The 22,072-nt window shown below is 37.5% G+C and carries 17 protein-coding genes; 16 read left to right on the forward strand and 1 reads right to left on the reverse strand.

The window, feature by feature from the left end; translation table 11 throughout:
- Positions 1-31 precede the first annotated feature (31 nt).
- From BMW36_RS07305 to BMW36_RS07370, 14 genes are all read left to right on the forward strand, one after another.
- Positions 32-913 (forward strand): carbohydrate ABC transporter permease, encoded by an 882-nt coding sequence (locus tag BMW36_RS07305; RefSeq protein ID WP_089740202.1) that lies wholly within the window; start codon positions 32-34, stop codon positions 911-913.
- 56 nt (positions 914-969) lie between these two features.
- Complete coding sequence (locus tag BMW36_RS07310; protein ID WP_089740203.1) at positions 970-2,658, forward strand: ABC transporter substrate-binding protein; 1,689 nt, start codon at positions 970-972, stop codon at positions 2,656-2,658.
- A gap of 76 nt (positions 2,659-2,734) precedes the next feature.
- Positions 2,735-3,640 carry an ROK family protein gene (locus BMW36_RS07315; protein ID WP_245711624.1) on the forward strand — a complete coding sequence of 302 codons (906 nt, stop codon included), beginning with the start codon at positions 2,735-2,737 and terminating at the stop codon, positions 3,638-3,640.
- Positions 3,630-5,663, forward strand: coding sequence for a beta-galactosidase (locus BMW36_RS07320; protein ID WP_089740205.1), 2,034 nt, complete (start codon positions 3,630-3,632; stop codon positions 5,661-5,663). Before BMW36_RS07315 ends, BMW36_RS07320 begins: the two co-directional genes overlap by 11 nt.
- Position 5,664: 1 nt before the next feature.
- Entirely contained in the window at positions 5,665-7,929 is a 2,265-nt protein-coding gene (gene yicI / locus BMW36_RS07325) for an alpha-xylosidase (RefSeq protein ID WP_089740206.1), read from the forward strand.
- A gap of 417 nt (positions 7,930-8,346) precedes the next feature.
- Positions 8,347-9,351 carry a LacI family DNA-binding transcriptional regulator gene (locus tag BMW36_RS07330; RefSeq protein ID WP_175480376.1) on the forward strand — a complete coding sequence of 335 codons (1,005 nt, stop codon included), beginning with the start codon at positions 8,347-8,349 and terminating at the stop codon, positions 9,349-9,351.
- A gap of 19 nt (positions 9,352-9,370) precedes the next feature.
- Entirely contained in the window at positions 9,371-10,396 is a 1,026-nt protein-coding gene (locus BMW36_RS07335; RefSeq protein ID WP_245711616.1) for a TRAP transporter substrate-binding protein, read from the forward strand.
- Positions 10,397-10,411: 15 nt separating this feature from the next.
- On the forward strand, positions 10,412-10,894 hold the full coding sequence (locus tag BMW36_RS07340; RefSeq protein ID WP_089740208.1) for a TRAP transporter small permease: 483 nt from the start codon (positions 10,412-10,414) through the stop codon (positions 10,892-10,894).
- 30 nt (positions 10,895-10,924) lie between these two features.
- Positions 10,925-12,232 carry a TRAP transporter large permease gene (locus tag BMW36_RS07345; RefSeq protein WP_217640952.1) on the forward strand — a complete coding sequence of 436 codons (1,308 nt, stop codon included), beginning with the start codon at positions 10,925-10,927 and terminating at the stop codon, positions 12,230-12,232.
- A gap of 24 nt (positions 12,233-12,256) precedes the next feature.
- Positions 12,257-13,261, forward strand: coding sequence for a zinc-dependent alcohol dehydrogenase (locus tag BMW36_RS07350; RefSeq protein WP_089740210.1), 1,005 nt, complete (start codon positions 12,257-12,259; stop codon positions 13,259-13,261).
- Positions 13,262-13,416: 155 nt separating this feature from the next.
- Entirely contained in the window at positions 13,417-14,070 is a 654-nt protein-coding gene (locus BMW36_RS07355; protein ID WP_089740211.1) for an SGNH/GDSL hydrolase family protein, read from the forward strand.
- A gap of 541 nt (positions 14,071-14,611) precedes the next feature.
- Positions 14,612-15,499 carry an RluA family pseudouridine synthase gene (locus BMW36_RS07360; RefSeq protein ID WP_089740212.1) on the forward strand — a complete coding sequence of 296 codons (888 nt, stop codon included), beginning with the start codon at positions 14,612-14,614 and terminating at the stop codon, positions 15,497-15,499.
- Between the two features lie 172 nt (positions 15,500-15,671).
- Positions 15,672-16,685 carry a dienelactone hydrolase family protein gene (locus BMW36_RS07365; protein WP_089740213.1) on the forward strand — a complete coding sequence of 338 codons (1,014 nt, stop codon included), beginning with the start codon at positions 15,672-15,674 and terminating at the stop codon, positions 16,683-16,685.
- A gap of 136 nt (positions 16,686-16,821) precedes the next feature.
- A complete protein-coding gene (locus BMW36_RS07370) occupies positions 16,822-17,439 on the forward strand; it encodes a hypothetical protein (RefSeq protein WP_089740214.1) in 618 nt (205 codons plus the stop codon).
- Between the two features lie 59 nt (positions 17,440-17,498).
- Here the strand turns inward: BMW36_RS07370 and BMW36_RS07375 are convergent, their stop codons facing one another.
- Complete coding sequence (locus BMW36_RS07375) at positions 17,499-18,470, reverse strand: LacI family DNA-binding transcriptional regulator (RefSeq protein WP_089740215.1); 972 nt, start codon at positions 18,468-18,470, stop codon at positions 17,499-17,501.
- Between the two features lie 190 nt (positions 18,471-18,660).
- Between BMW36_RS07375 and lacZ the strand changes: the two genes are divergently transcribed.
- On the forward strand, positions 18,661-21,765 hold the full coding sequence (lacZ, locus tag BMW36_RS07380) for a beta-galactosidase, LacZ type (RefSeq protein WP_089740216.1): 3,105 nt from the start codon (positions 18,661-18,663) through the stop codon (positions 21,763-21,765).
- Between the two features lie 61 nt (positions 21,766-21,826).
- Positions 21,827-22,009, forward strand: a complete 183-nt coding sequence (locus BMW36_RS07385) for a cold-shock protein (RefSeq protein ID WP_089740217.1) — start codon at positions 21,827-21,829, stop codon at positions 22,007-22,009.
- Positions 22,010-22,072 lie beyond the last annotated feature (63 nt).

Genomic DNA, 22,072 nt, shown 5'->3' on the forward strand with positions numbered 1-22,072 from the left:
TGATTTTGTGCAGAGAGAAGGTGACGCTTAGATGAAGAAAAAATGGACTGTATTTGATATCGTTTTAACAATTTTTATGGCCTTTGTGATTGTCGTTACGCTTTATCCATTTCTAAATATTTTGGCCATTTCATTAAATGATGCAGTTGATACAGCGCGAGGTGGTATTCACATTTGGCCCCGGGAATTTACCTTGGCAAATTATCAGGAAATATTCGGAAGTAATGATCTCTTGTTTCAAGCTTTTCTTATGTCGATCATACGTACAGTAGTTGGAACAATAACAGGAATTATTGCCAGTACGATGCTTGCATATACATTGAGCCGAAAGGATTTTGTATTAAATGGCTTTGTTGGCCTTTTGCTTGTATTAACAATGTTCATAAGCGGGGGCCTTATCCCGGAGTATATGTTAATTCGGAACTTAGGTTTGATAAATGATTTTTCTGTATATATTTTGCCTATGCTTTTAACAGCATTTAATGTTATTGTTATTCGCTCATTTATGGATAATTTACCTGTTGCTCTGGAAGAGTCAGCGAAGATTGATGGTGCAAATGACTTTGTTATTTTCAGTAAAATAATTATTCCGCTTTGTATGCCGGTTATCGCAACGATCGCATTATTTCTTGCAGTAGCACAGTGGAATAGCTGGTTTGATACCTACCTGTATGCAAGAGGTAATGAAGCATTGACGACTTTGCAATTCGAACTGATGAAGATTCTCGATAATGCAAATATTTCAAGTGGGGATATCAATTCCCAAAATGCGGAAGTGATCGCAGGAAAGACAAATCCACAATCTATTAAAATGGCAATTACCATTATCGCAACTGTACCAATCCTGCTTGTCTACCCATTTTTGCAAAAGTACTTCGTTACAGGATTAACATTAGGTGCAGTAAAAAGTTAAGGTATTAATTTCATATTAATATACAATTTTAAAAGAAAAGATGGAGGGGTTAATGTATGAAAAGAAAGCTGTCAAATTGGGCACTATTTCTAATCTTTTTATTAGGTTTCTTCGTGCTCGCTGCATGTAGTGATAGTGAAACCGGCCAGGGTGATGACCAGTCTGATAAAAAAGAGGAGCCATCTGCAGAGGATCCGATAACACTATCTTTTTTTAGTGCTGATGGGACGGAGAAAGAATTTAATGATCCTGTTGCCCAGAAAATCACAGAAGAAACAGGAATAAAGTTAGAGTTGGATTACCCGGTGGGTGGTAATGATGAAGCAATTCCGCTAATGATCGCAAGTGGAGATTATCCTGATTTAATTTTTGCTAAAGGCGATATAGGTAAATTAATCGAGGCGGGCGGTGTTATCAAACTTGATGACTTAATTGAAGAAAAAGGTGAAAACCTGAAAGCAATGTATGGTGATCAGATAAACAGATTGCGTAATTCAATTGAGGATCCAAGCATTTATACTGTAGGAACTTACGGTGTGGAAAATGCTTATTGGGAAACAAGCGGTACTTTCCAAATTCAATTAGATGTTTTACGTGAACTAGGTTATCCGGAAATAAAAACATTGGAAGACTTTGAAGCTGCATTAACAGAATATTATGAGAAATACCCGGAAATTGATGGTCAGAAAACCATTCCATTGTCACTGCTTGGGAGTGACTGGCGCTGGTTAATTACAGTAGGTGACCCGGCAGGTTTTGCGGCTGGCTTAGCAGGTGACGGTCAGTGGGCAGTAGATGATGAGACCGGAGAAGCGACTTATAAATTCCTGCTGCCAGAACTGAAAGAGTATTTTAAATGGTTAAATGGATTGAATGCAAAGGGATTATTAGACCCGGAATCTTTTACTCAAACATATGATACGTATATTTCGAAGCTTTCATCAGGTCGTGTACTGTCTGTTGCTGATCAGAATTGGGATTTTGCCGATGCAGATAAAGCATTAGTTGCAGATGGTAAGGAATGGAGAACTTATGCACCATTACCAGTAACATTAGGAGAAGGATACAAATCACAATCACTTAAAAATTATGGGTTTTCAGGTGGTTGGGGAATAGCTATTTCTTCAACCAGCGAATATCAGGAAGAGGCGTTCGAATTTTTAGACTGGATGGCATCTGAAGAAGCACAAATTCTAGTAAACTGGGGAATTGAAGGCGAAAATTACGATATCGTAGACGGTAAGCGTGTAATGCAGGAAGATGATCGTGAAAGAATGAATAATGATAAAGACTATTCTAAAGAAACTGGAGTTGGTTACTATATCTATCCATTCCCGCAGTGGGGAAATGGTGCTGTTGATTCAACTGGCCAGCCGATAACGCCAAACTCTGAGGAACAGATCATTGAGAACTTTAATACTGCTGAGAAAGAAGTTCTTGAAGAATATGAGATGGAGAACTGGATAGATTGTTTCCCATCAACCGAGGAACTGGGAATTTCCAAGCATGGCCAGGCATTTAACTACACCATTCCAGCTGGCAGTGATCTACAAATAATTCAACAGAAAGCTGACGATCTGACCGAACAACGAATTACTCAAGCAATTCTGGGAGATCCAGCTGATTTTGACAAAGCGTGGGACGATATGATTGCAGAATTAGAAGCGATGAATATTAGCAAAGCTAATGAAGAGATGACTAAAATGGTTCAAGATACTATGGAACTATGGGGTACGAACGAATAAATAATGAGAGCCTGTTTCCATTTAACTGGATTCAGGCTTCTCTGTTAGAACAGGATTCTGGAAAGTAGTGACAATTATGGCGGATGAAAAGTTATATCTATGTTTCGACATCGGTGGAACCACTGTAAAATATGGTGTTTTATCAGAAGATCGGGACTTTCTGGAAAAAGGTAAGTATCAAACACGAAAGGTTTCTAAAGAAATTTTCTTTAATGATCTTGTTAAAAAAATAGTGGAAATACAATCCGCCTATCGTTTAGAGAAAATTGGAATTAGCTTCCCTGGTTTTATTAATCCAAACTCTGGTTACGCAGAATTTGCTGGAGCAATTGATGTACTTCATGGCAGCAATCTTCTAAAAATGCTGAATATGGAGATACAATTGCCAGTCATCATAGAAAATGATGCGAATTGCGCAACTCTTGCAGAAAAATTAAGCGGCAATGCGACAGATTGCAGTAATTTCGTGTGTATGACTATTGGAACAGGAATTGGCGGCGGACTTTTTATCAATAATCAGTTAGTTAATGGTCATACATATAAAGCTGGTGAATTTGGATTGATGATCATAAATGGAATGGATAAAGGTTACAAAAACATGCATGAGATTGCTTCAACAAGCGGATTGATTCATCAATATAAATTACTGAAGAATATACCGGAAAATCACTTTATAGAAGGTGAACAGATTTTCGATGATTCCATAAAAGATAAAGATGTGAAGCATCTGCTGGATCAATGGTTTTGTAATATTAGCTATGGGATATTTAATCTGGCAGCAACGGTAAATCCGGAAAAAATTTTGCTTGGCGGTGCCATAAGTATCAGAGATGATTTATATACTTTATTAGAGGAGAAGCTTAATATGATTCCATCATGGAAAGATATCGAAGTTCCAGTAGAGCCATGTAAGCACCATAATGATGCAGGTATGCTGGGAATATTATACAAATGTTTGGAGGAGGCAGAAGATGATCAATGAGAAGTTAGCTAAAATCTGGTATGGCGGCGATTACAATCCCGAACAATGGGATGAAGCAATATGGTCAGAAGACCAGCGTATGTTTAAGCTTGCCGGAATTGACGTAGCTACAATAAATGTGTTTTCCTGGGCACTTAATCAGCCGGATGAGAATACATATGATTTTACATGGCTGGATAATACAATTGAGCGATTATACAAAGATGGGATTTATATTTGTCTTGCTACAAGTACTGGAGCACATCCTGCATGGATGGCAAAACGGTATCCTGATGTTCGCAGAGTAGATTTTGAGGGGAGAAAACGGAAATTTGGCGGAAGGCATAATTCATGTCCCAACAGCCCTACTTATCGAATGTATTCGGAGAGAATGGCAGATAAGCTTGGAGAACGCTATAAAGATCATCCGGCAGTCCTCGTCTGGCACGTCTCGAATGAATATGGAGGCTATTGCTATTGTGACAATTGTGAGAAAGCTTTTCGGATCTGGTTAAAACAAAAATACAAAACATTAGTTGCTGTTAATGAAGCGTGGAACACAAGATTTTGGGGTCATACATTTTACGAATGGGATGAAATTGTTGCACCAAATGGATTAAGTGAGGAGTGGCAAGATGGCCAAAACACGAATTTCCAAGGGATTTCACTTGATTATCGCCGCTTCCAATCAGATAGTCTTCTGGAGATATTTAAATTGGAACGCAATGCTTTAAAAAAACATACTCCCAAAACACCGGTAACTACCAATTTAATGGGTTTATATCCAGAATTAGACTACTTTAAATGGGGAAAAGAAATGGATGTTGTGTCATGGGATAACTACCCATCAATTGATACACCAGTTAGTTTGACGGCAATGACACATGATTTAATGCGAGGATTAAAAAGTGGACAGCCATTTATGCTAATGGAACAAACACCTAGTCAGCAAAACTGGCAGGCATACAATTCGTTAAAGCGTCCAGGTGTAATGAGACTGTGGAGCTATCAAGCAGTGGCCCACGGAGCAGATACCATAATGTTTTTTCAATTGCGCAGGTCAAGAGGGGCAACAGAAAAGTATCACGGAGCTGTAATAGAACATGCAGGAAACGAGCATACAAGAGTGTTCCGTGAATCTGCACAATTGGGCCGGGAACTATGTCATCTTGGAGATAAAATCATTGGCAGCATAGTGAAGGCAAAAGTGGCCATCGTGTTTGACTGGGAAAATCGCTGGGCCATTCAGCTTTCAAGCGGGCCATCTATTGCTCTTGATTATGTGAAGGAAGTGCATAAATATTATGATGCTTTCTATCAGAATAACATTCCTGTTGATATGATTTCTGTTGAAGAGGATATAAGTAAATATGATATTGTAATTGCACCAGTGTTATATATGATAAAAACAGGTCATACAGATCGTCTGAAAGCATTCGTTGACAGTGGCGGGACATTTGTTACGACATTTTTCAGCGGGATTGTTAATGAAAGCGATTTAGTAACACTGGGCGGTTATCCGGGTGAACTGCGTGACCTTGTTGGTGTCTGGGCAGAGGAAATTGATGCTCTCGAGCCTGCACAGTATAATCAGATAGTTTTTGAAAATGGATATGGAAAGTTACAGGGTGAATACCAGTGTAATATACTGTTTGATCTAATTCATGCAGAAGGAGCACAAGTATTAGCAACATATGGAAATGACTTTTATAAAGGAATGCCAGTACTTACGAAGAATTGTTACGGGGAAGGTACTGCGTATTATGTTGCTTCAAGTCCTGATCAAGCGTTTGTCAATGATTTTGTTTTAACTGTTTGCGAGGAAAAAGGTATTACAACTGATGTCACTTCAGATGATGGAGTAGAAGTGATTGCACGGGAAAAGAAGGACGAGAAAATCATCTTTATTCTTAATCATAATGGAGAAAATGCAAGTTTTGAACTAACAAATAATAGGTGGAGAGATCTCTTAAGTGATCAAACATTTTCAGGCGTAGCTGAAATCAGCGGGTATGATGTACTGATATTGAAGGAGGAAAAATAATATGAAATTTACTGATGGCAACTGGATGGTAAGAAAAGGTTATGAAATACACTTTCCTAAATTAATTCATGAGGTAAATGACGAGGATGGACAGATTACTCTATATGCGCCGTGCAAATATCTTAATCACCGTGGTGATACGTTAGATGGCCCTTTATTAACATTAAAAATATCTTCCCCATGTGATGATGTGATTCGTGTACAAACATGGCACTATAAAGGTGGAAAGGCAAGATATCCGGAGTTTGAAGTACTGAACGAAAAAAGAACGGGGAAGTTTGAAGATAAAGAAGAATCAATCACATTCACGAGCGGTGATCTGACACTAAATGTGACAAAGGAACATTTTGCCTTCTCCTTTTTAAATTCGCATGGTTTGCTGACAGATGCTGATGCAAAGGGGCTTTCCTGGATTACCGGACCAGAAGATAAAACGTATATGCGGGCCCAGCTCCGCTTAGGGGTAGGTGAGCATCTTTATGGACTAGGTGAGCGATTTACTCCCTTTGTTAAGAATGGTCAATCTGTTGATATATGGAATAAAGATGGAGGCACAAGCTCTGAACAATCTTATAAAAATATCCCGTTTTTCCTAAGCAGTAAAGGATATGGAGTATTTGTGAATCATCCGGAAGAAGTAAACTTTGAGCTTGGTTCTGAAACGGTTTCTCGTTCACAGTTTAGTGTAGAGGGAGAGTACCTTGATTATTATTTCATAAATGGGCCTTCGCCTAAAGAGGTAGTGAGTCGATACACCGCATTAACGGGGCGTCCGGCCTTACCGCCTGCATGGTCTTTCGGATTATGGCTATCTACTTCTTTTACGACAGATTACAATGAGGAAACTGTCAATTATTTTGTCGATGGGATGGCAGAACGAGGAATACCTTTGAGCGTTTTTCACTTCGATTGCTTCTGGATGAAAGAATTTGAGTGGAGTAATTTCCTTTGGGATCACCAAAATTTCCCTGATCCTGAAGGAATGCTGCAACGTTTAAAAGATAAAGGATTGAAGATTTGTGTCTGGATAAATCCATATATTGCCCAAAAATCTTACTTATTCGATGAAGGAGCGGAAAAAGGTTATCTTTTGAAAAGGCCAAATGGTGATGTTTGGCAGTGGGACCTTTGGCAAGCGGGAATGGGAATTGTTGATTTTACCAACCCGGATGCATGTGAGTGGTTCCAGCAAAAATTAAAAGTACTGCTGGATATGGGGGTCGATTCATTTAAAACTGATTTTGGTGAACGGATTCCTACAGATGTCACATACTTCGATGGCTCAGACCCTCAAAAAATGCATAACTATTATGCTTACAAATATAATAAGGTTGTTTTTGATTTATTAAAAAAGGAAAAAGGTGAAGCGGAAGCAGTTGTCTTTGCACGCTCAGCAACAACTGGCGGTCAGCAGTTTCCGGTACACTGGGGAGGAGACTGTGATTCAACATATGATGCGATGGCTGAAAGTTTACGGGGAGGTTTATCTTTAACGACATCTGGCTTCGGTTACTGGAGTCACGATATTGGCGGCTTCGAGAATACTGCTACACCTGATGTATTTAAACGATGGACAGCATTTGGATTGCTTTCCAGTCACAGCCGCTTCCATGGAAGCTCTTCTTATCGTGTACCATGGAATTTTGACGAAGAAGCAGTCGATGTTGCCCGTCACTTTACAAAATTAAAAAACAGTTTAATGCCTTATTTATACGAGCAAGCTGTAAATAACAGCAAAACAGGGATTCCGGTAATGCGCTCCATGCTATTGGAATTTCCTGAAGATCCTTTGTGTGAAACATTGGATAGGCAATATATGCTGGGTGACTCCATCCTTGTTGCTCCAATTTTCAATGATGAAGGGATTGGTTCCTTCTATTTACCGAAAGGGAAATGGACCCATCTGCTGACAGACGAAATTATAGAAGGAGGAACATGGTTTAAAGATAAATATGATTATTTCAGTCTGCCTTTATTTGTTCGCCCGAATACTATTTTGCCAATAGGAACAAGTGATGATAAACCGGTCTATGATTATACTGATCATGTAACCTTAAGAATCTATCAGCCAGATGAAGGTACCCGTATTACCAGAAAGTTAGTAGATTCCCAAGGGAATGATATCGGACTGGTAACAGTAAAACGGGATGGTAATGAAATAGATGTAGATGTTCAAGGAGTTAATAACCCCTATCACATTGATATAGTTGGAGAAGAAAAAATCACACCTGAAGATGGTGCAACTTCGACGAAGATAAAGTTATAACATCTTAAGAGATAACTAATTGAAGTGTTGAACCCCTGTATTCATACAGGGGTTTTAATATTTGTATAAGTGAAAGAATCTGGGACAAAAGCATATTAGTTACCGTGGGCTCGTCCTCATGGAATGGGAAGCAATCGGACGAAGCGGTGGTATTTCACTCTAAATATTTCAAAGTTACTCTCTTCTGGTTATTGTACAGTTTCCATATAATGTGCAGTTATTTTTTTCTGACATTCGTGTTTTGTTTAGAACATGATAGTTATGTTCCACCATATTTTTGTACAAGTAAATGGAGGGGATTTATTAAAAATATGAAATTTTTAATCATAAAACGCTTACATACAATCTATAATTTAACTAAACCGGTTCACTAAAACGATTTAGTATTTTGCTAAATGAATAAAAAAGGAGTGAATAATGAAAAAAGTAACTATTACTGATGTAGCAAAAAAGGCTGGGGTTTCTAAGAGTACAGTTTCCCAATATTTGAATGAGAGATATGACTATATGGGAGAGAAAACAAAAGAAAGAATTAAAAGCGCGATTGAAGATTTGAACTACAGCCCCAATTATTTAGCTAGAAGTCTGAAACAAAAACAAACAAATACAATAGGGGTCATTGTAGCAAATATTTTACATGTGTTTTCTACTCATGTGATCAGGTCAATACAGGATTTTTGTAATGAGCGTCACTTTCACGTGATTGTTTGTAACGCGGATGATGATCCTGATAAAGAGAAGCAATTTATTGAAATGCTTTATGCTAAACAAGTGGATGGTATGATCATTTTTCCAACTGGCGGGAATATAGCTCTTTATAAAAAACTAACCAATGAAAATTATCCCATAGTATTTATGGATAGAATTGTACCAGATATTGAGATTGATACAGTTCTGTTAGATAACAAAAAAGCTTCACTAATTGCTGTAAATAATTTTATTCAAAATGGTTACAGAAAAATCGGTGTTATCTCCCCACCACTTATTCAGAGCCTGACTCCAAGAATTGAAAGAATTAATGGATATAAACAAGCATTGCAATTACATGACATACCTTTAAAAGCAGAGTATATAGCAGACACTTCATTTGATAAAGTTTCTGTGCATTTAACCAGAATGCTGAATCTGAAAGACCCTCCGGGAGCAATTCTAGCATTGAATGACTTGGTCTTATTTGAAATTTTGGCCTTTGTAAAAACAAACAAAATCAGGATACCTCAAGACTTAGCAATCATTGGTATTGATGATGTAATTTTTGCCAGTATATATCATCCATCGTTAACCACCATTGCCCAGCCAGCATTTTCCATGGGCAAAAAAGCTGCCAATCTATTACTGACAAAGATAAATAATAAAATGGAAACTGGAGATGGGGGGATTTACCGTTTCGAACCGGCTTTAATCATAAGAGAATCATTATAAGCATAAGGGGTGGAGAATAGTGAAAAAAATTGATCAAAAAATATTCTGCTGGTTTATGATCGTTGTTTTAACTTTATTGCTTTCTGCTTGCAGTAACTCCGGTCAATCCTCAAGTGACAGTACAGATTCTTCAGAAACAAAGGTTCTTAAAGTTGCTTTTAATCAGCCGGAATCACATCCTCAATTCAAAGCAATGGTAGATTTTGGTGAGAAAATCAAAGAGAGAACTGACGGAGCATACGAAGTCGAAGTGTCTCCTAATGAACTGTTAGGTGCCCAGAGGGAAACAATAGAACTGGTACAGTCTGGTACTATTGCGATGTCAATTGTTGGTGGAAGCTTAATGGAAAACTTCAATGAAGATTTTGTTGTATTTAATTTACCCTACGTCTTTGATTCGAAAGAACATCAGCAATCCGTTATCAATAATGAAGAGATTGTTCACGATCTGTATCACTCCGTAGAAGAGGACGGAATGATTGTACTCGGTGCATTTCATGGCGGGGTAAGAAATGTTTATAACGGTGAGAAACCTGTAGAAAAGCCGGATGATATGGCAGGAATGAAGATACGTGTGATGGAAAGTGATACAAATGTACAAATGATGGAGAAGATGGGTGGAGTTGGGACACCGATGGGTCAAGGTGAAGTTTATACCGCAATCCAGTCTGGTGTGTTAGACGGCGGAGAAAATAATGAACTTGTTTACAATGATTTGAAACATGTGGAAGTAGCGCCATATTACAGTAATACTCAACATTTAATGTTGCCAGATTATTTAATTATTAATTCAGAATTATTTAATGGGATGTCAGAAGAACATCAGCAAATATTCAGAGAAGAGTTAGCAAACGCCATTGAATTAGAGTACGAATTATTTGCGGAAGATGTGGATAAAGCAAAACAGGAGGCAGAAGAGGCAGGCGCTCAATTTAATGATGTGGATATGGAGGCATTCCAGCAAGCAGTTGAACCATTAATAGAGGAGAAATTAACTTCAGATCAGGCAAAAGAAATATACGAGAAACTGAGAGATATGGAATAGTGATGGGGTGAGAATATGGAATTTGCCAAGAAGCAATTAGATAATGCTCTTTCCACTATTTGCATAGGACTATTTGGTTTTCTTGTCATACTTGTAACATGGCAGGTTATCACCAGGTTTGTATTAAACAATCCAAGTGTTTTCTCGGAAGAACTTGCAAAATATTGTTTTGTATGGATCGTCTTAATTGGATCAGCGATTGTATTTGGAGAAAAGGGTCATATGGCAGTAGAAATGGTAAAGGAGCAGTTTCCTAAAAAAATCAGGATAATAACTGAAGTGATAATAGAGATGATTAATGCAGTGTTTGCATTGTTTGTCCTTCTGATAGGTGGGATTGCTGCAGTGGAAATTGCGTGGAACCAGGCAAATGCAACATTGCAAATACCTGTTGGATACTTATATGCAGTCATGCCGATAAGTGGATTATGCATTATGTTTTATTGTGTGTATAACATTTATCAGCTTATTAGTAACAGAGCATTAACTAATACCTAAAACGCCAATGAAAGGAGAGTTTAGATGGATATTGCTGTAGTTGTAGGATTAATTTTGGCAATTGGAATATTTGTATTTTTAATCATTGGCGTTCCGGTTAGTGTTAGTGTAGGAATCTCATCGATGATAGCAATGATGTATATACTCAGTTTTGATGATGCGCTTTTATCCTCTTCCCAACGCATGTTTGCCGGAATGAACTCTTTTTCTTTGCTGGCAATTCCTTTCTTTATTTTAGCTGGTGTAATTATGAATAACGGGGGAATCGCCACAAGGCTGATAAACTGTGCCAAAATTTTATCTGGAAGGATGCCCGGTTCTTTAGCTCATACAAATACAATAGCTAATATGCTCTTTGGATCTATAAGCGGATCGGCCGTGGCAGCTGCTGCGGCAGTTGGGACAACTATGTCACCAATGCAAAAAAAAGAGGGTTACCATAGTGATTTTAGTGCAGCTGTGAATATTTCATCCGCCCCTACAGGAATGCTTATACCTCCTAGTAATATTATGATTGTTTACTCTCTGGCTAGCGGAGGGACTTCTATTGCGGCTTTATTCCTAGGTGGATATCTTCCCGGACTTCTCTGGGGATTAAGCTGTATGTTTATTGCTTGGATTATTTCAAAAAAACGTAACTACAAATCTCAACTATCGATAAGCTGGAAGGATAAATTTTATATTATTTTAGATGCTGTACCATGTCTCCTTTTAATTGTAATTGTTATTGGCGGTATTATTGGAGGGATTTTTACCGCAACAGAAGGATCAGCCATAGCTGTTATATATTCCTTAATTCTTTCTTTTATTTATAAGACAATTAAAATAAGAGACTTGCCAGGTATATTAATAGAAGCCACTAAAACAACTTCTATTGTTGTGTTCTTAATTGGTGTTTCTACCATTATGGCGTGGGTAATGTCATTTACAAATATACCAGGTCTTATTTCTGATGTATTGATGTCCATATCAGATAGCCCGATTGTAATACTTCTTATTATGAATCTTATTTTACTGCTAGTTGGGGCATTTATGGATCCTACCCCAGCTGTCCTGATTTTCACACCAATATTTTTACCTATTGCTATGGAGTTAGGAATAGACCCTATTCATTTTGGTGTTATGCTGGTTCTTAATGTTAGTGTTGGAACGATCACACCGCCAGTTGGCCCGGTTTTATTTATTGGTGTCAGAGTTGCTAAGTTAAAGATCGAAAATGTTATAAAGCCGATCATGCCGTTTTTTATTGCGATAATAGGTGTTCTTCTTCTGGTAACTTTTGTGCCGGCTATTTCGTTATGGCTGCCTGATGTATTTGGTCTCCTCACAGGCGAATAATCGTATAATGAAAGGATGACAAATATGAAAGCTATTGTGTTTGAAGCTCCTGAATTAATTGAATGTCTAGACAGAGAGAAACCTGTAAAGGAAGAAGGGTATGTATTAATTAAGTCAGCATTTGCAGGTATTTGCGGGAGTGATTTATACATTTATTCGGGTACACATCCACGGGCAAAAACTGGCTTGATTTTAGGTCATGAATTCTCTGGAACGATTGCATCTGAGAATGAGAAATTTAAAATAGGTACACAAGTAACAGTTAATCCGTTAATAAAGTGTGGTCAATGTTCTACTTGTATAGCGGGCCTCAGTCATGTCTGTGAGAATTTACGCTTAATTGGTATCGACAGTGACGGAGGTATGTCAGAATTCGTTAAGGTACCAATAGAAAACGTATATCCTCTGCCAGAAGATATGCCGTTGAAAGCAGGTGCCCTAATCGAACCTGTTGCAGTTACTGTTCATGCGATTAGACAAGGACAGTATACCCCTGGTGACAGTGTGGTAATATTTGGAGCGGGAACAATAGGCATCTGTTTAGCTTTAACATTAAGAAACTTCGGTGCAACGAATATCACAATTGTTGAACCGAATGAATATAGACAGTCTCATGCAAGTAATCTTGGCTTTAATACCATAAATCCAAAGAAAGAGAGTGTAAAAGATGTAATTGAGGCTGGAACGAATGGGATAGGGGCAGATTTTGTATTTGATTGTGCGGGGCATCCCTCCGTGCTAAAAGACATCATAGACATAACAAAAATAAAAGGCAAGATAATTATTGTCGCGGCTTACAAGAAACCTGGGGAAGTCAATCTACTACAATCGATGTTTAAAGAATTATCAATTCAATTTGTCAGGGTTTATACGGATCGGGATTTCCAACTTGCATTAGAAATAGTCTCAAGGAACCCGGAGTATCAAAAAGTAATTACACATGAATTACTACCAGAACTTTCAAAAGAGGGATTCGGGATTCTAACAGGAAAGGGCAATGCGATTAAAGTGATGTACACATTTGAGTAAAAACATTGAACGGAAAAGCCTCCTGGTACTGGGGCTTTTTCACTTATCGCTATTTTAAACTAAAAGTCTGTTTATTCCCTTCCTTTGTATCCGATATAATTATATAATAAAAGATAAGGAGTTTTTACTATTAAAATGGAATGGAGAGCTGGATTATGTTATTAAAACAAGATAAAAAATTATTGTTTATCGGTGATTCAGTAACAGACTGTGATCGAGCTAAACCTCATGGTGAAGGGTTATTTCAAGCGTTAGGAAATGGATACGTTTCCATTGTGGATGCTTTTCTTCAATCCTCCTACCCTGAATTAGGGATCAGGGTTGTGAACAAAGGGATTTCAGGTAACACTGTTCGTGATTTGAAGGAAAGATGGACAGAAGATGTAATAGAACAAAATCCTGACTGGGTAAGTATTATGATTGGAATAAACGATGTATGGAGACAGTATGATTCACCGTTAATGAAGGAGATTCATGTATATATCGACGAATACAAAGAAACTCTAACACAATTAGTTGAGACCACAAAATCTTCAGCAGAAAATATTATTCTTATGACTCCGTTTTACATAGAGCCTAATAAATCTGATGCAATGCGTCATACTATGGATCAGTATGGGGCAGAAGTTAAAAAAATCGCTGAAGAGCATGGCTGCATTTTTGTGAATACACAGGAAGCGTTTAATGAGGTTATGAAAAGTTTGTATCCGGCAAATATTGCTTGGGATCGCGTGCATCCGAATACAACTGGTCATACGGTATTAGCAAAAGCATTTTTGCGGGCTGTAGAATTTGACTGGCACAGATAGACTATATCTTCAGTATCTCCACACCTGGCTGGAGATACTGGAAAGGAAGATTACGAAAAGGGTTCCAATAAAAATCATCGATATAGCAAAGATATTAAAAGGAATACTTCGTACATATTGACTGTTTGAGTCAGAAGTGATGCTCTGACTTTGCAGTTCCATTTCTATTTTTGTGTCAATTCTTTTTCAAAGTTAACAAATCCTTCAATTCCTCCTGAATATCTAATAATTCCAACTAAACCGGACCTTTAAAATTATTAATACCGGTAAGACTGCTAACAATATTATTGACTGCCTGTTTCTCCAGAAATGATGGCCTAATGTAAGTCCGATTGTTAAACTAGGGAAAGTTTAACATTTATGAAATAATTACAACAATAAAAAGAATTATGGAAATCCAGTCACCCATCTCTCTCCGATTCGATTATTTGATATAAGATTAGCATGTCTTTACGAAAGGTAATTATGTATTGGATAGATGTTCTTTTTAGTAGAATAAACGTTATAATGAATAGGGTCAGTTAATGAATGGAGGATATAAATGAATAAAAAAAGGCAAAATCCGAATATAAATTATTTTGAGGTAAAGGAGGAAAATGAATTACTGCCATTTCTGTTACGGGTGATGGATAAAAGAAGCAGAAACTCTGTTAAGTCCATTCTTACCAGAGGCCAGGTTTATGTAAACAGTAATAATGTAACAAAGCATAACCATCAGTTAAAAAAAGGTGATCTTGTAGAAATACAAAAAAATAAAGCAGCAAAAGCAGCCGATTTTTCAAATATGAATATATTATATGAAGATGAGGAAATCATTGTAATTGAGAAAGGCGCTGGATTACTCTCCATAGCATCTAATAAGGAAAAGTCATTAACAGCTTATAAGCAATTAACGGATTATGTGAAGAAACTGCATCCAAAAAATCGTGTGTTTATTGTGCACAGACTAGATCAGGATACTTCAGGAGTAATGCTTTTTGCAAAAACAGAGAAAGTTAAAAATGAATTGCAAAATAACTGGAAGAAAATCGTTAAAGAGCGGAAATACGTAGCATTAGTAGAAGGTGCTTTACAGCAGACCAAAGGAACGATTAAGAGCTGGCTGAAAGAAAATAAAGTTTTTAAAATGTATTCCAGTCAAAATCCGAATGATGGGAAATTAGCAATAACACATTATGAACTTATTAAATCAAATCAGGAATTTTCACTTTTGTCCGTTCAATTGGAAACAGGAAGAAAAAATCAAATTCGAGCACATATGGAGGAATTAGGCCATCCAATTGTTGGGGATAAGAAATATGGTTCTTCTGTGAATCCGATTGGAAGACTTGGTTTACATGCCAATATATTAGCATTCATGCACCCAGTGACGAATGAACTACTCAGGTTTGAGTCAGAGGTGCCTAAGGCTTTTTTTAACTTTCGCTAATATAGCGGGAGGCAAGATTTTTCACTGATTAAAAGTCATACTTTTATAAAAAAATCAAAACAATTGATTGTAATTTAGATTAATCCCTTTCTTCAATTTAAAAAATGTATATAATAGAGGTACAGAAAAAAACGTTTTCAAAAACGTAACTGAAAGAGGGAGAGTTGGGCGAATGAATAAATTAGATCAATTGTTCGAGCAATTTTATAACCAGGCACTGGAAGATTCTATTAAAGCAGTGGGTCCGGTAGAAAGGAAATTAACGCTCAAAATGAATCTGCTCAACCTGCTTGGAGACTTTTCTGATTTGGAAGAAGAAAAGGTTGCTTTTCAACCTGAAATATTGGAGATAAAAGAATTTGGTGAGTATACAAGAGAATTAATCATCTTACCTGTTACAGATGTTTTGGAGATAAAGATGTATGTACTGACTCCAAATAACGATAAGGAAACTTATCCATCAGTTCTCGCATTGCATGGACATGGCTATGGAGTAAAGGAAATTGTTGGACTGAAAGCGGATGGAACAGAGGATGAAGGAATACCTGGTATCCATCAGCACTTTGCCGTCCAGCTGGTGAAACGCGGGTTAAAAGTGTTTGCACCGGAAGTAATCGGATTCGGAGAAAGAATGCTAACAAGGGATGTGGAACAAGGGAAACAAAATTCCTGTGAAGCAATGGCAACAAATCTGCTAATGGAGGGAAAGACATTAGCAGGATTAAGGGTCTGGGAAGCCCGGCAAGTATTGAATTATATTGAAGGCAGACAGGATACAGAACCGGGGAGAATAGGAATGATGGGATTTTCCGGTGGTGCGCTCGTCACAGCTTATACTGCAGCACTGGATCCCCGTGTGAAAGCGACCGTGTTAACCGGTTTTACCAATACTTTTAAGGGGAGTATCATGTCAATGAGACATTGTATAGACAACTACGTTCCTGGTATATTAAATTACGCAGAACTTCCGGAATGGATCGCTTTAATAGCGCCCCGAGGCTTATTCGTTGAAGCAGGTATCAATGACCCGCTTTTTCCTAATAAACACGTGAAGGAAGCGATTACTGTATTAGAGGAAGCATATCAAAGCCGACCAGAGAAGTTTAGTTACGATATGTTTGAAGGTGGACATGAGATTAGTGGACGGAAAGCATATGATTGGTTGAATAAGCAAATTTCTAATTAAATCCACGTTATAATAATTTTATGAAAAAGAAACCATGGAAAGTTTGTGAAATATCAATGCACTCGATTTTAAGTTCCTCTATGTGTGATATAATTTAATGGGAAAAAGCAGGACAGTATGGGGGGAATAAATATCGATGAAGAAGTTGCTGGAAACATTGAAAACGATGTCTTTTAAAGAGGCAGCTGATTATATCTGGGAATACTATAAATTACATATTATCGGTATTATAGTAGGATTGTTTGTGATCATCTCTATTATATCCAGTATTGTAAAAGAGGATGAGGAACTATATAATGCGATGGTAGTAAGCTCCATTACATATGAAGAAGTTGGGGCTTTCGGTGAACAAATGAATGAGGAACACTTTGATAATTTCCGCTTCGCTGTTGATAATATAACACATAATGGGGGAGAACTATCAGAACAATCCTACGAACAAGTACAAAAATTGATTGTACGGATTGCTACAGGCGAAGTAGATTTAATTATTACAGATGAAATCTTTGCAGAAGAATTGATTGACCAAGAAGGATTAAAGCCAATTGAACAAGTGGTAGACTTAAGCATGCTCGAACAAAAAAACATTGAATTGCTCGATTTTGGAACAGGTACAGTTTATGGTATCAAATCAAATAATCTAGATGTATTCAGAGATCGAGAAATGTTTCATGATCGGATTCTCATTATTCCGGCAACATCTAAAAAAGATGACTTATCGGAGTTAGTGTTAAAAACATTAATTGAATCATAACAGGATAGCAGCAAGCAGATGATAATCTGCCTGCTGCTTTTTTTATGTTTCATAGACTGTTATGTTGTCTGGCGCTCGATTAATATTGTATCAATGTACACTTTCTTTGCGATGGTTCTTTCATCCCTAAGTCTTTCCACGAGTAATTCTACTGCTGTTTTGCCCATCAGCTCTTTTTCAATCCTTACCGTAGTAAGAGCAGGATATATATATTTTGAAACACTGATATCATTTATACCAATAATGCTAACTTTGCCTGGAATATCAATCTGTGCCTCATTTAATGCTTTTATTGCTCCAATCGCAATAGGGTCATTTGCTGTAATGAAGCCTACTTTTTTATCTGTTTGACTGGAAAGGAACTTTTTCATCATGTGATAACCGCTTTCCACATTATAATCTTCCAGCAAAATTAGAGATTCCTCCAGAATCCCGTAGGTTGATAAGCAATCTCTAAAATATCTTTCGCGAATGTCGGGAATCGATGATTGGATTCCATACCCGCCAAGAAAACCAATTCTATCGAGGTTTTTTGATAGAAAAAGATCAACAGCTTGCTTAATAACTGAACTGAAATCAGTTAAAATGGCATCACAGCCATGGTGCTCTGTGTCGGAATCAATTAAAACGATATGCTCTGTTTTTTGTTGAAACTGATTAATAGTCTTTCTGGTGAATCTGCCAACAGCAATTAGTCCATCAATGTCATCAGGTATTTTATCAATCTCTTTCGTAACAAATTTTAGTAAATTTAAGTGATGTTTTTCAGCTTCTTCTTCAATTCCGTGTCTTACTGCCATATAATAAAGGTCTGATAATTCTTCTGTCTCTGTCACCCAGTGCACAAATGCAATACGCCTGTATACTTTCTTTCTCGTTGCGTTTTTCCGGTAAGATAATGCTTCAGCAATTTCAAAAATTCTTTTTTTAGTATCTTCACCTACCGATAAGGTAGGGTCATAGTTTAGAACGCGCGAGACTGTTGCGATTGAGACACCTGCCTTTTCTGCGATATCTTTAATTGTAGCCATTCATTACACCCTTCCTTAAATGCCTTTCTTGACGTATGGTCCTTTATTATTATTTAATCATAACACTACTCCATAAAAAATAAAGTAAAATTTAACTTGACTAATTTTACTAAATATTTTAATCTAGTAACAAATAAATGTCTACTTGTTTATGAATGCGATTTCAAAATATTAGAGGAGGCACTATCTTATGATACTAAATAAATCAAAACTTAGCTACAAAGCGCCTGAAAATGGTTATCCAGAATGGAATAATAACCCTGAGATTTTCCAGTTGAATCGTATGCCGCAACACGCTGAAGCGGTACCATATGAATCAGAAAAGGAAGCGTTAAGCAACAGTAAACTGCAGGCAGCTCGTGTAATGAATCTGAATGGAAAATGGAAGTTTAATTTTTCCAGCAAACCGGAAGATAAAAATACTGATTTCTATCACGAGGATTACGATGTGTCCGAGTGGGATACCATCTCTGTCCCAGCCCATTGGCAGCTTGAAGGATATGATTATCCTCAATATTCCAATGTACGATATCCATGGATTGAGCATGACAAGATTGTGCCACCATTCGCACCGACTAATTATAATCCAGTTGGTCAATATGTTACATCATTTCAACTCCCGGAAAATTGGACAGGACAACCAGTTATCATTAACTTCCAGGGTGTGGAATCCGCCTTTTATATCTGGTTGAACGGTGAATTGGTAGGATACAGTGAAGATACTTTTACACCAGCTGAATTCAACTTAACCCCATACCTGAAAGATGGGGAGAATAAATTAGCTGTAGAAGTTTACCGATGGTCTGACGCAAGCTGGTTAGAGGATCAGGATTTCTGGAGGCTTAGCGGTATCTTCCGTGATGTTTATTTATATACATTACCGGATTTACACATTTATGATCATCGTATTCGAACAACGTTTGATTCAAAATATGAGAATGCGGTTCTCGAAGTAAAAGCAGATATCTTAAACTATTTTACTAAAAAATTCACTAACTCTATATTAGAAATAGAATTATTTGACGAAAATGGAAAATCTGTAGTTACTCAGCGTAGTTCTCTAGCTGTCAGCGAAGTTGAACATACATCAATTCAATCAGAATTAGCTGTCCAGAAACCGAAAAAATGGAGTGCAGAGTCTCCTTATCTTTATACACTGGTTTTCCGTCTGAAGAATGATAATGGCGAAATGATTGAGGTATTTGCGACAAAAGTAGGTTTCCGTCAGTTTGAAATGATCAATAATATAATGCATATTAATGGGAAAAGAATTGTTTTTAAAGGTGTCAATCGCCATGAATTCACTGCTGAACGTGGCCGTGCTGTAACAGTCGAGGATATGATTGATGATATTGTTTTAATGAAAAAGTATAACATTAATGCAGTAAGAACCTCTCATTATCCTAACCATCCAAAATGGTATGATCTTTGTGATGAATACGGTCTTTATGTAATTGATGAGACAAACCTTGAAACACACGGCTCCTGGTATTATGGTCAGCAGACATTAGAAAATACAGTACCTGGAAGCAGACCTGAGTGGACAGAGAATGTATTAGATCGTTGTAAATCCATGTACGAAAGAGACAAAAATCATGCTTCGATCATTATCTGGTCACTTGGAAACGAATCATTTGGAGGGGACAATTTCCTTAAAATGCATGATTATTTCGAGAATGCTGACCCGACAAGATTAGTGCATTATGAAGGAATTTTCCACTATCGAGAGTCTGACAGAGCATCCGATATAGAAAGTACTATGTACAGAAGTCCGGCACAAATCGAAGAATATGCAAATATGCCTGGTGAGAAAAAGCCGTATATCCTTTGTGAATATAGTCATTCAATGGGAAATTCCACTGGTAATCTGCACAAGTATACCGAGTTATTCGACAAATACGATATATTACAGGGTGGTTTTATTTGGGATTGGAAAGATCAGGCATTACGTCACAGTACGGAAGATGGGGTAGACTTCTTAGCTTATGGTGGTGACTTTGGGGAATCACCACATGATGGTAACTTTGCTGGAGATGGACTGATTTTTGCAGATGGAAAGGTATCTCCTAAGCTTGATGAAGTAAAATATTGTTACCAGAACATTGAAGTAAGTTCTGATAACCTGAGAATAGGCTCGTTCAAAGTACGGAATAAATTCTTGTTTACAAATCTGTCTGAATTTACGCTATTCTGGCAGGTAGAGGAAGAAGGAAATGAAATCAAATCAGGTACAATGGAATTAGAGGTAGAGCCTGGAAATGAAGCAACATTTGAGGTGGATTACGATAAAAGTATTTTCTCTAAAGAGAAAGAACAGATAATTACACTTTCCTTTAGATATAAACATGATCCGCAATGGGCGGAACCTGAACATGAAGTGGCATTTGCACAATTTGCAGTACCGGAATTGACGGTTAATCTGGTTGGTAAAGGAAAACCTGATGTAAAGGAAACAGGGGAAGCAATCCAGATTAACAGTGATGAGATGGAGATCTCTTTTGATAAATCAACCGGGCTCCTGCAATCCTATATAGTAAATGATGTAGAACTTATCCGGAAGTCTCCTTTCCCTCATTTCTGGAGAGCAATGACAGATAATGATCGTGGGTGTAAACTCGATGAACGCAGTAAAACCTGGCGCCAGGCAAGTTATGACAGGGAGCTGACAGATGTCACAGTTGCAGAGGATGGAAATTCTGTCATAGTGCAAGCCGTTTATGAGTTACCAACTGAAACAGTAAGTGTGATGAAGCTGACATATAGTATATATGCCGATGGAACAATTGAAGTAGAACAACTATTGCAGCCTGGAGAGGATTTACCTGAGATACCTGCCATCGGGATGCAGTGGGAAATGGATCAACAATATGATCAACTAAAATGGTATGGAAAAGGACCACATGAAACCTACTGGGATCGTCAAAAAAGCGGAAAAATAGCCATTCATAATGGTGATGTATCCGATCAAATGGAGCCATATTTAAAACCTCAGGAAAGTGGTAATAAATGTGGAGTCAGATGGATGGAAGTAACAAACAAAGCTGGAAATGGTTTTAGAATAAGCGGTTATCCGACAATTGAAGCAAACGTTCTTCACTACAGTGCAACAGAGCTGGAGGAAGCAAGCCATCATTATAAACTTCCGGCACCTGATAAAGTAACAGTGACAGTAAATGGCTGGCAGATGGGTGTCGGAGGTGATGACAGTTGGGGGCAGCATACACACCCTGAATATAAGTTGTTCGCTAATACAGATTACTGTTACCGGTTTGCTATTAAAGGAATATCTCAATAACTTTGTATTTATTATGAAATAAGCGTATAATAGAAGTAGTACCCATGAAAGGGAGTGCCGAATGGCTTATTTCAACAATCAAAAAGAACCGGTAAAAAATGTAGAGACTAATGTCTGGTCATGTGTCAGTGATGATTGCTCAGGATGGATGCGGGAAAATTACTCTTTTGAAAAAGAGCCTGCTTGTCCTATCTGTCAATCGGAAATGGAAAAAGAAGTGAGAATTGTACCAGAAATGAAATAATATAAAAAAAACTGCTTTCTATCAGATAGAAAGCAGTTTTTTTATATTCATATGAGTTATTTT

Origin of the sequence: Gracilibacillus ureilyticus, from assembly GCF_900111195.1 — a bacterium.
Lineage (GTDB): Bacteria > Bacillota > Bacilli > Bacillales > Amphibacillaceae > Gracilibacillus > Gracilibacillus ureilyticus.